This is a genomic window from Pseudomonas anguilliseptica, from assembly GCF_900105355.1.
Classification (GTDB): Bacteria; Pseudomonadota; Gammaproteobacteria; order Pseudomonadales; family Pseudomonadaceae; genus Aquipseudomonas; species Aquipseudomonas anguilliseptica.
The window spans coordinates 96,989-109,681 of sequence record NZ_FNSC01000001.1; the positions used below are offsets into that span (position 1 = coordinate 96,989).

Annotated in this window: 12 protein-coding genes and 1 pseudogene; 5 read left to right on the top strand and 8 right to left on the bottom strand. The window is 61.3% G+C overall.

Annotation, left to right across the window (positions count from 1 at the left end):
• Positions 1-9 precede the first annotated feature (9 nt).
• Together BLW24_RS00510 and pnuC are read right to left on the bottom strand one after the other, a co-directional pair.
• On the bottom strand, positions 10-1,044 hold the full coding sequence (locus tag BLW24_RS00510) for an AAA family ATPase (RefSeq protein ID WP_090375385.1): 1,035 nt from the start codon (positions 1,042-1,044) through the stop codon (positions 10-12).
• A 2-nt stretch (positions 1,045-1,046) separates the two neighbouring features.
• Positions 1,047-1,556: a nicotinamide riboside transporter PnuC gene (gene pnuC / locus BLW24_RS00515; RefSeq protein ID WP_244161051.1), complete on the bottom strand. Its 510-nt coding sequence runs from the start codon at positions 1,554-1,556 to the stop codon at positions 1,047-1,049.
• Between the two features lie 246 nt (positions 1,557-1,802).
• On the opposite strand from pnuC, the gene BLW24_RS00520 reads away from it, so the two are divergent.
• On the top strand, positions 1,803-2,564 hold the full coding sequence (locus tag BLW24_RS00520; protein WP_090375387.1) for a hypothetical protein: 762 nt from the start codon (positions 1,803-1,805) through the stop codon (positions 2,562-2,564).
• A gap of 12 nt (positions 2,565-2,576) precedes the next feature.
• On the opposite strand, the gene BLW24_RS00525 is transcribed toward BLW24_RS00520, so the two are convergent.
• Together BLW24_RS00525 and BLW24_RS00530 are read right to left on the bottom strand one after the other, a co-directional pair.
• Positions 2,577-3,914, bottom strand: a complete 1,338-nt coding sequence (locus tag BLW24_RS00525; RefSeq protein WP_090375389.1) for an FAD-dependent oxidoreductase — start codon at positions 3,912-3,914, stop codon at positions 2,577-2,579.
• An 82-nt stretch (positions 3,915-3,996) separates the two neighbouring features.
• Positions 3,997-4,754 (bottom strand): annotated as a pseudogene (locus BLW24_RS00530) (SDR family NAD(P)-dependent oxidoreductase).
• Positions 4,755-4,894: 140 nt separating this feature from the next.
• Between BLW24_RS00530 and BLW24_RS00535 the strand changes: the two are divergent.
• Entirely contained in the window at positions 4,895-5,797 is a 903-nt protein-coding gene (locus BLW24_RS00535) for a LysR family transcriptional regulator (protein ID WP_090375391.1), read from the top strand.
• Positions 5,798-5,822: 25 nt separating this feature from the next.
• On the opposite strand, the gene BLW24_RS00540 is transcribed toward BLW24_RS00535, so the two are convergent.
• Together BLW24_RS00540 and BLW24_RS00545 are read right to left on the bottom strand one after the other, a co-directional pair.
• Positions 5,823-6,248, bottom strand: coding sequence for a 3-isopropylmalate dehydratase (locus BLW24_RS00540; protein ID WP_090387586.1), 426 nt, complete (start codon positions 6,246-6,248; stop codon positions 5,823-5,825).
• Positions 6,249-6,375: 127 nt separating this feature from the next.
• Entirely contained in the window at positions 6,376-6,813 is a 438-nt protein-coding gene (locus tag BLW24_RS00545; protein WP_090375393.1) for an HIT family protein, read from the bottom strand.
• Positions 6,814-6,948: 135 nt separating this feature from the next.
• Between BLW24_RS00545 and BLW24_RS00550 the strand changes: the two genes are divergently transcribed.
• Both BLW24_RS00550 and BLW24_RS00555 read left to right on the top strand, forming a co-directional pair.
• Positions 6,949-7,653 carry a glutathione binding-like protein gene (locus BLW24_RS00550; RefSeq protein WP_090375395.1) on the top strand — a complete coding sequence of 235 codons (705 nt, stop codon included), beginning with the start codon at positions 6,949-6,951 and terminating at the stop codon, positions 7,651-7,653.
• An 89-nt stretch (positions 7,654-7,742) separates the two neighbouring features.
• Complete coding sequence (locus tag BLW24_RS00555; RefSeq protein ID WP_090375398.1) at positions 7,743-9,452, top strand: amidase; 1,710 nt, start codon at positions 7,743-7,745, stop codon at positions 9,450-9,452.
• 186 nt (positions 9,453-9,638) lie between these two features.
• Here BLW24_RS00555 and BLW24_RS00560 read toward each other — a convergent pair whose 3' ends face one another.
• Both BLW24_RS00560 and BLW24_RS00565 read right to left on the bottom strand, forming a co-directional pair.
• Positions 9,639-10,334, bottom strand: coding sequence for a tRNA (adenine(22)-N(1))-methyltransferase (locus BLW24_RS00560; protein WP_338062039.1), 696 nt, complete (start codon positions 10,332-10,334; stop codon positions 9,639-9,641).
• A gap of 369 nt (positions 10,335-10,703) precedes the next feature.
• On the bottom strand, positions 10,704-11,561 hold the full coding sequence (locus tag BLW24_RS00565; RefSeq protein ID WP_338062040.1) for an NmrA family NAD(P)-binding protein: 858 nt from the start codon (positions 11,559-11,561) through the stop codon (positions 10,704-10,706).
• Between the two features lie 104 nt (positions 11,562-11,665).
• On the opposite strand from BLW24_RS00565, the gene BLW24_RS00570 reads away from it, so the two are divergent.
• Complete coding sequence (locus BLW24_RS00570) at positions 11,666-12,586, top strand: LysR family transcriptional regulator (protein ID WP_208600122.1); 921 nt, start codon at positions 11,666-11,668, stop codon at positions 12,584-12,586.
• Positions 12,587-12,693 lie beyond the last annotated feature (107 nt).

Below are 12,693 nucleotides of genomic sequence, written 5' to 3' on the forward strand. Positions count from 1 at the left end.
AGCCTGGACTTAACGTTGCGCAGCCAAATACTCCAACACTTGCTTGACGCGCTGCGAAAGCGAGCCACTTAGCCGCGTGTAGGCCCAACCTCGGCGTTGCAGCTCGTCCTCGTACCAGCAGTTCTGTCGATGGCGGAATGACTCGCCCTGGCGCGTACCGTCCTGGACGAAGGGAAAATCGTCGGCGCAAAGAAATAGATGCGTGTAGCGGCGCTCTGCCAAGCTCTCCAACTCGGCCTCAGCCCCCCCAAACAGTTCGCGAGAATAAAAAAGAGTAGTCAACGGCGTGGTATCACAGACCAAATAATGTCGACACTGTGCAGCCAACGCATGCTCACGCGCAACCTGGCTACGACCGATATGCAGCAGGTCGTCGTAGGCCAAATCGCCACCGCGAATCTCCCACAGTTCACGGCCAAATTCAGCGGCATAAAGGGTCTGCAGAGACTCAGCCAGGGCCTGGGCGAGACTGCTTTTGCCGGTTGACTCGCCGCCTAATAGGCCAATGTGCTCGACAAAGTCGCCGTACACCTCAGGCGCCAGATAATGGCGTAAGCCGTGCACATCGGCGCGCAGACGCGAGGCCGAGATCGGCACCCGCTGGCGCGCTCGGTCCAGTTCCACATGCCGGACTGGGCGACCAAAACAACTTGTCAGGTGCGCGGCAAAACCATCGCCATAAGCCTCGCTGGTAAATACCGCCTCAACCGGCTCGCGCAGCACCTGCAAACAAAAATCAGCCACGAACTGACGCTGATGTGTCTCAGGCTCATTGTTGTACGGCAAAGACGGCAGCTGCAGCCCCTCGCTCTGCCAGTCAGCTACCCGCTCAGGCGTCAACACCCAACAGGACAATTCAGGAAAACGCACATGCAACCAGCGCTCGCGGCGAGCGGCTGCACAACCGTCGAACTCCGGCAGTGACCAACTGAGCAGATAAAGGCGCTCGCACTGCGCCTGAGCCTGCTGAATCAGCCACTCATGCCTAAGATGCAGAGGGGCGAACTTGCCCACCACCAAGCCACTGGCAAACGTCTTGGCCATACTCAGGCTCGCTGCCCGGCAGTAGCTGTTGAAGAATCCAGCGCGGACAACTCGCGCTGCCAGCGGTACAAGCCATACCAGGCGTTACACCAGAACAGGCCATAGATAAAGGCCGTCAGATAGAGTTCACGAGAGGCGAACAACGGCACAGCAAGGCTGTTGACCAATAGCCAGCAGTACCAGTTTTCTAGTTTGCGGCGCATTAACAACAACTGCGCTAGCACGCTGAACGTCAGCACCAGAGAGTCGATAAAGGGCGCATAGGCATTGGTGAAGTAATGCAGAAGCGCTCCGTAGCCCATCGCGACCAGTAGCGCGATCAACATGGTCAGCAGCAGCCCGAACCAAGGCGTACGACTGATTGATAAAGCAGCACCGTTCTGCCCATGCAGCCAGCCCCACCAGCCAAGCAGACTGGTCGCGATGAAAAAAATCTGCAGGGTTACATCTGCATATAACTGCACGTCGAAGAACAACCAACCGAACAGCAAACAACCGACCAATCCGACCATGTGTGGACTGAGTTGCGCGCCGCAAGCAGCACGGCAACTAGGTAAAACAAATTGGCAAATATCTCCAACGATGACGGCATGTACGCATCCTTATGAACATGGATTCAGCCAGCACAGCCTACCAGCCGGGCCAGCTGTGATCCACGCCACAGCTGCCATGGCCGCGCCTGGCAACCGGCCATCATCCGTGATCTGATACACGCGTTTGCGCGACTTACCTCTATTCCAAAGGACTGGATCATTGCCATGCCCGTACTCGCCCTGCTCGTTATCGCCTGCCAAGTAACCTGTGGTCTGCACGTAGTGCGCAGTGGGCAGGAGCGCTACTGGATCTACCTGATCATCGCCCTACCTGGCCTCGGCTGCCTGATCTACTTCCTCGGCATCATGCTGCCCGACATGCTCGGCAGCCACCGTGGACGTCGAGCCATTAACCGCTTGCACGACAGCATCGACCCCGATCGCCATCTGCGTGCCCTTCGTGATGAGTTGGAGATTCGTGACACCCGTGACACCCGTGACACCCGCGTCAACCTGGCCGATGAACTGTTGCGTATGGACCAGGCCGAAGAAGCGGCCAAGCACTATCAGATAGCCTTGCGGGGGATTCACAACGACGCGCCGGATATTCTTCTCGGCTTGGCCAGGGCCCGCTTTGCACACAGCGATTTCTCAGGCTGCCGCGAAAGCCTAGAGCAGTTGATCAACAAGAACCCCGACTTCCGCTCCTCCGACGGTCACTTGCTCTATGCCCGCACGCTCGAAGCCTTGGGCGAAACCCTCAAGGCTGAAGAGGAATACAAAGCGCTGAGTAGCTACTACGCCGGCCCCGAAGCCGCCTATCGCTACGCTGTACTGCTGCGCATCCTGGGCCGCCAACGTGAAGCGCGTGAAATGCAGCAACAGATCCAGACCTACGCCCGCCGCGCTGCCAAGCACTACCGCATATTGCACAAGAAATGGCTGGAGCTCAGCCAGCAGGAGCTACGCAGCCTGCAACAGGACTGACAACTCAAACCGCTAAACCTTGTGCAGAGCGAGCTCACGCTTTTCGTACCTTGCTGGTACTCCCTCGCCCTGCGCCTGTTCCCCGCTCCACGCATGCAGTGCGCACTTTTCAGCGTTTGACCACAACCAACCACTGCGCCCACCCACCAGAGTGCTGACCGCATGCGCACGGCCAAATGGATTGTGCCGCGCCAGCAACAGCACGCTGTCACGCAGCCAGGCCAGGCTGCGGCTGTGGGATTGGAACAGCGGGGTAAGCAGGCGACTGGCTTGGCGGTAATAACGCAGGTGATCACGCCGGCTGCTGGCATAGGCAGCGAATACCGCAGACCAGTCGCAGTCCGTTGGTGTGCTCTGTGCGGTAACAGCTGCGGATAAAGCAGCCGCATCCACCAGGGCCATATTCGCGCCCTGGCCCAGTTGCGGGCTCATGGCATGAGCGCAGTCGCCGATGGCGATCACCCGGCCGTCGTGCCACTGCTGCATGCGCACATCGGCATACACCGCCTGGCTCAGTTGTTCGGGGCGTTCGATCAGTTCAACAAAGGGCTCAGCAGCGCTGCCGGCCAGTTGCAGCACCTGGGTTTTCCAGGCAGCCAAGCCGGCTTCACGCCAGGCGTCAAACTGCGCCACCGGCAGGCTCCAGAACAGGCTGCTCAGGGCTTGCTCGCGGTTCAAGTGGGTACGCCCGGTGGGCATGATGCCGAACATCTGCGCACAGTCGCGGTACCACTGACGCAGGTCCGTGGCCTCCGGCGCGTTTGGCGATGAAGCCGGGGTCGGCACAATGCTCCACAGCGCGCCCCAGGGGTAAGGCTGCAGCCACTGTTTGACCTGCATCTGCCCACGCAAGGCCGAACGCACACCATCGGCAAGCACCAGCGCGGCGAACTCGCCGAATGGCTGCTCGACGCCCTGTTCGTCCTGGCGATACAACTGCACATGGCTGCCGTACTGGCTGAAACGGCTGATATGCACGCCGGTTTCGATCTGTACCCCAGCTTGCCGTGCCGCGTTGAGCAGAGCCGTGAGCAACACGCTGCGATGAATGCCCATGCCGAAACTGCCGGGTTGCCAATGCACATAACGGGTATCGAGGATCACCCAGCCATTGGCCGAGGTGCCGAACAGGCGGCTGACCGCCGCCCCCAGGCCACTGCATTCGGCAAACAGTCCCAGTTGCTGCAACACCGCCAGCCCCGAAGGTTGCAACAACACCCCGGCACCCACTGGCTGCAGTTCCGGCACTCGCTCCAGCAGGCGCACGCTGAAACCTTGGCGAGCGAGGAACAGCGCCGTGGCCAAACCCGCCGTACCGGCCCCGACAATGGCAATCGGCAATCCCTTCACGATCCGTCTCCGTTGTTAAAACGAGCGGATTCTACGCCTCTGCCAGATAAACGCAGCCAGCCCCATCACAGGATGAACAGCGTCAAAGGAACATGCCGCCCGAGGCTTCAATCCGCTGCCCGGTAATCCAGCGGCTACCGTCGCTTAGCAGCATGGCAATCGCGCCGTCAATATCGTCCGGCAGGCCCACCCGGCCCAGAGCCGTGTTAGCGGCGATAAAAGCGTTGACCTGGCTGTTGTCGCGCACCACGCCGCCCCCAAAGTCGGTCTCGATAGCGCCAGGGGCCAGCACGTTGACACTGATACCACGCAGTCCCAGCTCCTTGGCCAGGTAGCGCGTCCACACCTCGATGCCACCCTTCATCGCCGCATAGGCGGCATAACCCGGCAGGCTGAAACGCGCCAGACCGGTGGAAATATTGACGATGCGGCCCTGCTCGGCGATCAGCGGCAGCAGCTGCTGAGTAAGGAAAACGGCCCCTTGAGCTGGATATTCACCAGTTGATCAAACTGCGCCTCAGTGGTTTCGGCAAAGCTGGCGTGGATGCCGATACCGGCGTTGTTGATCAGAAAGTCGAAATCATAGCGACCGAAGGTGCCCTGCAACCCGGCCGCCACTGCGTCGGCAAACGCGGCAAAGCTGCTGCTCTGGCTGACATCCAGCTGCAGCATCAACGCACGTGCGCCGAGTTGTTCGATCTCAGCTGCCAGACTCTGCGCATCAGCCGCCTGGCTGTGATAAGTGCCGATGATGTCGATACCCTGGGCCGCCAGATGCAGAGCGGTGTTGCGCCCCAGGCCGCGGCTTGCGCCAGTGATCAATGCGATTTTACGAGTCATGTGCGTGCTCCTTCAGTTGACTAACAGTGCAGTGCTTGCAATCAGTGAGCACAGGTTATTGCTCGTATTGAGCTGGATAAACGCAGCGAAATTGAAAACACTGATCATCAATCACGAACAATTCAATGGAGCGCCCGCCCATGAACACCCTGGAACTGCTGCGCACCTTTGTCCGCGTCAGCGAGCTGGCCAGCTTTACCCAGGCCGCCGACAGCCTTGGCCTGCCCAGGTCGAGCGTGTCGCAGCAGGTGCAGAGCCTGGAAGCCTTGCTCGGCACACGTTTGCTGCACCGCACCACGCGCAAGGTGCAGCCAACCCAGGATGGCCTGGCGCTGTATGAACGCAGCAAGGACATGCTGGCCAATATGGAAGAGTTGGAAAGCCTGTTCCGCCAGGACGGCGCGCAGCTTAGCGGTCGCCTGCGCATCGACATGCCCACTGGCCTGGCGCGGCGCTTGGTGGCACCGCGGCTGGGAGAATTTACCGCGCAGCATCCCGGCATCGAACTGGAGATCAGCAGCAGTGATCGACGCGTAGACCTGGTGCGTGAAGGCTTCGACTGCGTGCTGCGTATCGGTGTGGTCAACGAACCCAATCTGATCGTCCGCCCGCTCGGCCAGTTGTCCATGGTCAACTGCGCCAGCAGCGCCTACCTGGCGCGCTACGGCACCCCGCAGAGCCTCGATGACTTGGCTGAACATCGACTGATCCACTACGTGCCGGTACTCGGCAGCCGCTCAAGCGGTTTTGAATACCTGGCCGACGGCGCGCTGCAACAGCTGCCGATGGCGGGGAATGTCACGGTAAATAACGTCGATGCCTATGAAGGCGCGTGCCTGGGCGGGCTGGGAATTATCCAGGCTCCACTGCTCGGCGTTAGCGAGTTGCTGGCCAGCGGGCAGCTGCACAGCCTGTTGCCGGATTACCTGCCGCCGCCCATGCCGATCAGCCTGCTCTACGCCCAGCGCCGTCATCAGCCGCAGCGGGTGCGGGTATTTATGCAGTGGCTGGAAGCGTTGCTGAGCGAGCACACCGGCGCCTGACGAGCAGGCACCGGTTTCTTGCGCGTTACTGAGTCACCGGGAGGATGTCGAAACCTTTGCGGTTATCGCTGACGATACGGAAGTTCTGCTGCGAGCCCGGCTCAACCTTCACCGCCAGCTCACGGCGCAGGCGGCCCATGCCGCACAGGGTGTCGTCCATCTCGTCGATACCGATGCTCAGCACCCGCGTGCCAACCGGCACCTGAAAACGCACCTGCTCACCCACGCCGATGCGCGCGGCCACCTTGCGGTCGACCAGCACAGCCACATAGCAGCCGCCGCCCATGCCGCCGAAGTCGCGATTGACCTGCAACTCTCCACCCTGCCCCAGCGGCGCCTGATAGCCCAGCAAACGGTCCGCCGGCACAGGTTTGACATCCTCTGGCGCGGGCTTCCAGGACGAACAGCCGGCCAACAGCAACAGCGGTAAAACGGCACAAGTCAATCGCATATGACGCATGGAAGCCCTCCATGGGCGCAGAAAACAGCAAAGGGAAACAGCCAAAACGGCTTGAGTATTGCCCCTGGCGCGGCCGGCCTCAAGTACAGACTGATGCGCCGCCGCAACCTGGCATTGATCAACCGGCGATACGTTTGAGCAAACGCGTCTGCAACGCCGCCAGCTCTTCCGGGGTCGCCTTGCCACCGGCATGTACGCTGAGCGCTTCGCCGGCGTAGCGCGGCACGATATGCATATGAATGTGGAACACCGTCTGCCCGGCTGGTGCGCCATTGAACTGCGCCACCTGCACCCCGGCAGGCTCCAGCTCGTCGACGATCACCCCAGTCAGCTTCTGCACCACGGCCATCACCTTGCTCAGGCTGTCGCTGTCGATTTCCAGAATATTGCGCGCCGCCGAGCGCTTGGGGATCACCAGGGTATGGCCAAAGGACTGCGGAAACACATCGAGGAAGGCCAGCACATCCTCATCCTCGTAGAGCTTGTAGCAAGGGGCTTCGCCGCGGATGATCTGGGCAAAGATATTCTGGTTGTCGTATTCGCCGTGCAGGCTCATCAATGTTCTCCAGTGAGCTGGGGTTGAGATGGCCCCAACCATACCGATTTCTGCGCGCGGGGAAAAACCTGCAACCTGACCAAATGGCCAATCACCGTTACCCTGCGCCTTTCGCCACCTTAATCCGGAGCGCTCATGTCAGATCTTTCCGTTTACCCAATTACGCAAAAATGGCCTGCCCAGCACCCAGAGCGCCTGCAGCTCTATTCGCTGCCCACGCCCAACGGCGTGAAAGCCTCGATCATGCTGGAAGAGATTGGCCTGGCCTATGAGCCGCACCTGGTCAGCTTCGACACCAACGATCAGCTCAGCGAAGAATTCCTCTCGCTCAACCCGAACAACAAAATCCCGGCGATCCTCGACCCCAACGGCCCGGGCGGTAAACCGCTGGCGTTGTTCGAGTCCGGGGCGATACTGATCTACCTGGCAGAAAAGACCGGCCAGCTCTTGGCCGAAGACGCCGCCACGCGTTACGAAACCCTGCAGTGGCTGATGTGGCAGATGGGCGGCATCGGCCCGATGTTCGGCCAGCTGGGCTTCTTCCATAAATTCGCCGGCAAGGACTACCCGGACAAACGCCCGCGCGACCGTTACGTCGCCGAATCCCAGCGCCTGCTCGGCGTTATCGAACAACGCCTGCAAGGCCGCAGCTGGATCATGGGCGAGGACTACAGCATCGCCGATATCGCCGTGTTCCCCTGGGTGCGAAACCTGGTGGGTTTCTACGAAGCCGGTGAACTGGTGGAATTCGAGCGTTTCAGCAATGTGCAGCGGGTGCTGCAAGCCTTTGTCGCTCGCCCGGCGGTGATCAAGGGCTTGGCCACCCCGGCACGCGGCTAAAATAGACGCCAGCAACCTGTTCAACGCGTACACAACAGCGCCACGAGAACTGATATGAACAATGCTCTTCAACAGCCAGCGGTGACAGCATGATCGAGGTAACCGAGCTTTCCATTGCCGAACTGCGCGCCGCGCTCGAAGCCGGCCAGACCACGGCGGTCGAACTGGTACAGGCCTACCTCGCCCGCATCGATGCCTACGACGCTGCCAGCACGCCGACCCGACTCAATGCCGTGGTGGTGCGCAACCCCGACGCGCTCAAGGAAGCTCAGGCTGCCGATGAACGCCGCGCCCGTGGTGCAACACTTGGTCCGCTGGACGGCATTCCCTACACCGCCAAGGACAGCTACCTGGTCAAGGGCCTGACCGCCGCCTCCGGCAGCCCGGCCTTCAAGGACCTGGTCGCCTATCGCGATGCCTTTACCGTCGAGCGTCTGCGCGGCGCCGGAGCCATCTGCCTGGGTAAAACCAATATGCCGCCCATGGCCAACGGCGGCATGCAGCGCGGCGTCTATGGCCGCGCGGAAAGCCCGTACAACGCGGCCTACCTTACTGCGCCCTTCGCCTCGGGCTCATCCAACGGCGCCGGCACGGCCACTGCCGCCAGCTTTGCCGCTTTTGGCCTGGCCGAAGAAACCTGGTCCAGCGGTCGCGGCCCGGCCTCGAACAATGGCCTGTGCGCCTACACGCCGTCACGCGGGGTGATCTCGGTGCGCGGCAACTGGCCGCTGACACCGACCATGGACGTGGTCGTGCCCTATGCCCGGACCATGGCCGACCTACTCGAAATACTCGACATCGTGGTCGCCGACGACCCGGACAACCGTGGCGACCTCTGGCGCCTGCAGCCCTGGGTAGCGATCCCGAAAGCCTCCGATATACGTCCAGCCGCCTATGCCGACCTGGCCGCCAAGGCCGATGCCCTGGCCGGCAAACGCTTTGGCGTGCCGCGTATGTTTATCAACCAGGATGACGCCGCCGGCACCAGCGAAAACCCAGGCATCGACGGCCCGACCGGCCAGCGTATCCACACCCGCGCCTCGGTGATCGACCTGTGGGAAGCCGCACGCAAGGCGCTGGAAGCCGCTGGCGCCGAAGTCATCGAAGTCGACTTCCCGCTGGTGTCCAACTGCGAAGGCGACCGCCCAGGCGCGCCGACCGTTTACAACCGTGGCATCGTCACCCCAGAGTTTTTGCATGACGAGCTGTGGGAGCTGAGCGGCTGGGCCTTTGACGACTTCCTGCGCGCCAACGGCGATCCGAAGCTGAACACACTGGCCGACGTCGACGGCCCGCAGATTTTCCCCCACGACCCCGGCACCCTGCCCAATCGCGAAGGCGACCTGGCCGCCGGCATGGACGAATACGTCAATATGGCCAAGCGCGGCCTGAAGAACTGGGACCAGATCGAAACCCTGCCCGATGGCCTGCGTGGCCTGGAACACACCCGCAAGCTCGACCTGGAAGACTGGATGGACAACCTCGGCCTCGACGCCGTGCTGTTCCCCACCGTCGCCGACGTCGGCCCGGCGGATGCCGACGTCAATCCCGCGTCTGCGGATATCGCCTGGAGCAACGGCGTGTGGGTGGCCAACGGCAACCTGGCGATCCGTCATCTGGGCGTGCCCACCGTCACCGTGCCGATGGGCGTGATGGCCGATATCGGCATGCCCGCCGGTCTGACCTTCGCCGGCCGCGCCTATGACGACTCCGCCCTGCTGCGCTTTGCCGCCGCCTTCGAGTCCACCGGTTCGAAGCGCCTGGTGCCGCCGCGTACGCCGCCGCTGTCGCGCGGTTAACAGCACGACGGGATTGGCGCGCAAGGCGTCAATCCCGTTTTCGTTGTTTAGATAACAGCATGGCAATCGCTGCGCTCAACCCATCCTACCTAGCCAGCCCCCACAACAGCAGGAAATGGCCAGGCCCTGCCTGTCTGCCCGATAAATAAATCTGCCCCCATCTCTCCTGCCCGCAGCGCCGCCGGCTTACGCCAGCAGCTCAGTAATCCACTGCGTCTGTTGCGCGACCTTCTGCACCTTCTTCTCTGGCACCTCTTGCCGCGCCTGAGCGAAGTAGGCCAGGGTCTGCTGCTTCAGGCGCAGCAGGCGTTGCCACTTGGCCAGGAACGCCGGGCTGCGCGCCTGCATCTGCAGCGGGCCAAAGTACAACTCCTCGGCGCTATAGGTCACAGGTCCAGAACGTTCGGCCACGATAATTTCGTAGGCAAAGCGATTCTCCCGCAGCACTTCCTCACAGAGGATGCGGTAGCCACTTTCCATCAGCCATTGCCGCAGCGGCTGCTCGCCGCCGTTGGGCTGCAGAATCAAACGCTCCTGACCACTCAGGCGCGCCTTACCGCTGTCGAGGATGTCGCGAATCCGCTCGCCGCCCATCCCGCAGATGCTGATCGCCGTGATGGCATCGCCCGCCTCAATCGCCGCCAAACCATCGGCCAGACGCACACTGATGCGTTGGCCCAGGTCGCTTTCACGCACGCTACGTTCAGCCGCGTGGAACGGCGTCAACGCCACCTCCCCCGCCACTGCAGCCTCGATAGCACCACGGCGCATCAACGCCACCGGCAGATAGGCGTGATCCGAGCCAATATCAGCCAGGCGCGCCCCTGCCGGCACATGCGCCGCCACACGCTCCAGGCGCATAGACAATGTCTGCTCGTTCAACCCCAGCCCCTTCTCAGCCTTGACGTCCGGCCATTAAGCCGAATCGGGGCGCGATTCTGTCGAGCAATGCCGTATATGGCAAATCGCGGCGACCAGCGCTCAGTGCCCGATCCGAGCCATTGAAGCAGGGAAGCATAAATAACGAAACTTACGTTATGGGCTGTTCACGACCCGTAGCGGCCACTGGCGAATGGCAAATACCGGCCAGAAGCGGACGGTCAGGCCCGCAGTGTGTCGCGATAGCCGGTCGCAGCGGCCTTGGCACTGGCTTTAGCGGACACCACGACGCACTTGGCTTCATCCGGAAATACTTGCTAAGCCCATGTCACCGAGTGCGGCGAAGTTTGCGCATATAACGCCAGCTGGCCTTTATTGCTGACGCTGTACCAGTTCGCCGATAACTCGTTCGAGCGGAGTTGTTCCTACCCATTCGACCGCGCGGGGATCGCTCTTGATGTCGATATGCGAGCAATTGAGGCCACGGGTCATTTCGGTGAATCCAGCAAGGGCGGCCTTTGAGAAATGGGCATCCGCCAGCGCTTCTGGCCACTCAGTTTCCGGCAGAACTGCAACGTCGACAGGCTTCTCGAGCGTGGCTGAAACAATGGCAGCGACATCGTTCGGGGCATAGTCTTTGGGCCCCGCGAGAGTGACGGCGCAGGTCCCCGTCCTTTTTTCTTGCAGCAAAGCAGCTGCAGCACTACCGACATCCACAGTCGCCACCATCGGGAGAAGACGCTGCGGTGGTGCCAGAAACGTCGGCAGAGTGCCGCTGCGCATGGCCTGCCCGACCATCGGCATCCAGTTCTCCATGAAATAGGCCGCGCGCAGGAAGACGGTGGACACTCCGGCATCGGTCAAACGCTGCTCGAACATGCGGTTCATCCTGATCCACCCTGTTCCGCTTTCACGGTCGGCACCCACCGAGGAAAGGGCCACAAGTCTGGGCACGTCCGCCGCAATTGCGGCGCGCGCCGTGATCTCGGCAATCAACTCTGCTCTCTCGAACAGGTCTTCACGGCTGTAGTGTTGCGGGCTGACGACATAGGCGCCTTGGACCTGACTGAGTGCCTGGGTCATTGCGGCCAGATCAGTCAGGTCGGCCACGGCAACTTCTGCGCCACGTTCGGCCCAAGTCGCGCACCACGACGCGCACAGGCTGGCCGGAGCGCAAGAGAGCATCAGCGGTTGCGGCGCCGGTACGGCCGGACACGCCGAATACAGCATAAGGAAGGGGGGAATAAGCAGTCATACAACATCTCCTGTTTAGATGAACCAGGATGGTGGATGATTGCGCGACGTACATAAATGATATGGAAGTTATAGCTAACATGCGTCAAGTGGATTTATCTAGGGTCGACCTCAATCTGTTAAAGCTGTTCGAAGCACTCGTTCGGGAGCGAAGTGTTACGCAGGCGGGCCTCCGCCTGGGCTTGAGCCAACCGGCCGCCAGCCGCGCTCTGGGGCGATTGCGCACGATGCTGGGTGATCGCCTGGTGGTTCGCGGCAAGCTCGGGCTGGAACTGACGCCACGCGGCGAAATGCTGGCAGCTCCAGTGGCTAAACTGCTGGACGATGCCAGAGGCATCGTCTCGCCTGCCGTCTTCGACCCTGCCTCTGCAACGGGTCGAATCACGATTGCCGCGCACGACCATCTGAGCCTGACGGTCCTTGCTGGTTTAATCGCCCGTTTCGAGCGCCATGCGCCGGCGCTAAGTCTCCATATCGCGCAACCTGTTGGGGATAACGTGCGGCTTGTCGAACAGGGGGACGTAGATCTAGCACTGGGTATTTTCGAGACACTACCCGGCAGTCTCCATCGACGCCGCCTTTACGCTGATAGCTTGGTGTGCGTAGTGAGGTCCGATCACCCCTATGTAACAGACGGACTCAGCCTGGAGCGTTATGTGACCTTGCGCCACATCACCGTGACCATTTCCGGAGTGGGAGAGAGCGCGGTCGAAGTCGCGCTCTCGACGCTGGGGCTCACTCGCCAAGTCGCGCTGCGAGTTCCCCACTTTCTTGCTGGTGCGATGCTGGTGGCGGACAGCGACATGATTCTCACGTTGCCCAGCCGTTTGGCGCGCCTGCTTGCGAAAAGGCTCCCACTTGCGCTCCTAGATCTGCCGCTAAAGGTTGCGCCCCTGTCACCAGCCATGATCTGGAATGAACGCTTTCACGGCGACCCCGCCCATGTTTGGGTCAGGCAACAGCTTGTCGACGTCGTCGCATCGTTCAATACGGCCGGATAAATGCCGCCGCCCTCGATCTATAAAATGGTGATTCCCCAAATTATTATTAGTCTCGGATCCTTAATATTCTCAGCGGCTGTCTCAGGATGTCCGCTTCTGGCCGCGAG

Bases quoted from the DNA above. Each gene is read 5' to 3' on its own strand.
- BLW24_RS00510 (WP_090375385.1), bottom strand. From the start codon at position 1,044: ATGGCCAAGACGTTTGCCAGTGGCTTGGTGGTGGGCAAGTTCGCCCCT.
- pnuC (WP_244161051.1), bottom strand. From the start codon at position 1,556: ATGGTCGGATTGGTCGGTTGTTTGCTGTTCGGTTGGTTGTTCTTCGAC.
- BLW24_RS00520 (WP_090375387.1), top strand. From the start codon at position 1,803: ATGCCCGTACTCGCCCTGCTCGTTATCGCCTGCCAAGTAACCTGTGGT.
- BLW24_RS00535 (WP_090375391.1), top strand. From the start codon at position 4,895: ATGAACACCCTGGAACTGCTGCGCACCTTTGTCCGCGTCAGCGAGCTG.
- BLW24_RS00540 (WP_090387586.1), bottom strand. From the start codon at position 6,248: ATGCGATTGACTTGTGCCGTTTTACCGCTGTTGCTGTTGGCCGGCTGT.
- BLW24_RS00545 (WP_090375393.1), bottom strand. From the start codon at position 6,813: ATGAGCCTGCACGGCGAATACGACAACCAGAATATCTTTGCCCAGATC.
- BLW24_RS00550 (WP_090375395.1), top strand. From the start codon at position 6,949: ATGTCAGATCTTTCCGTTTACCCAATTACGCAAAAATGGCCTGCCCAG.
- BLW24_RS00555 (WP_090375398.1), top strand. From the start codon at position 7,743: ATGATCGAGGTAACCGAGCTTTCCATTGCCGAACTGCGCGCCGCGCTC.
- BLW24_RS00565 (WP_338062040.1), bottom strand. From the start codon at position 11,561: ATGCTGTATTCGGCGTGTCCGGCCGTACCGGCGCCGCAACCGCTGATG.
- BLW24_RS00570 (WP_208600122.1), top strand. From the start codon at position 11,666: ATGCGTCAAGTGGATTTATCTAGGGTCGACCTCAATCTGTTAAAGCTG.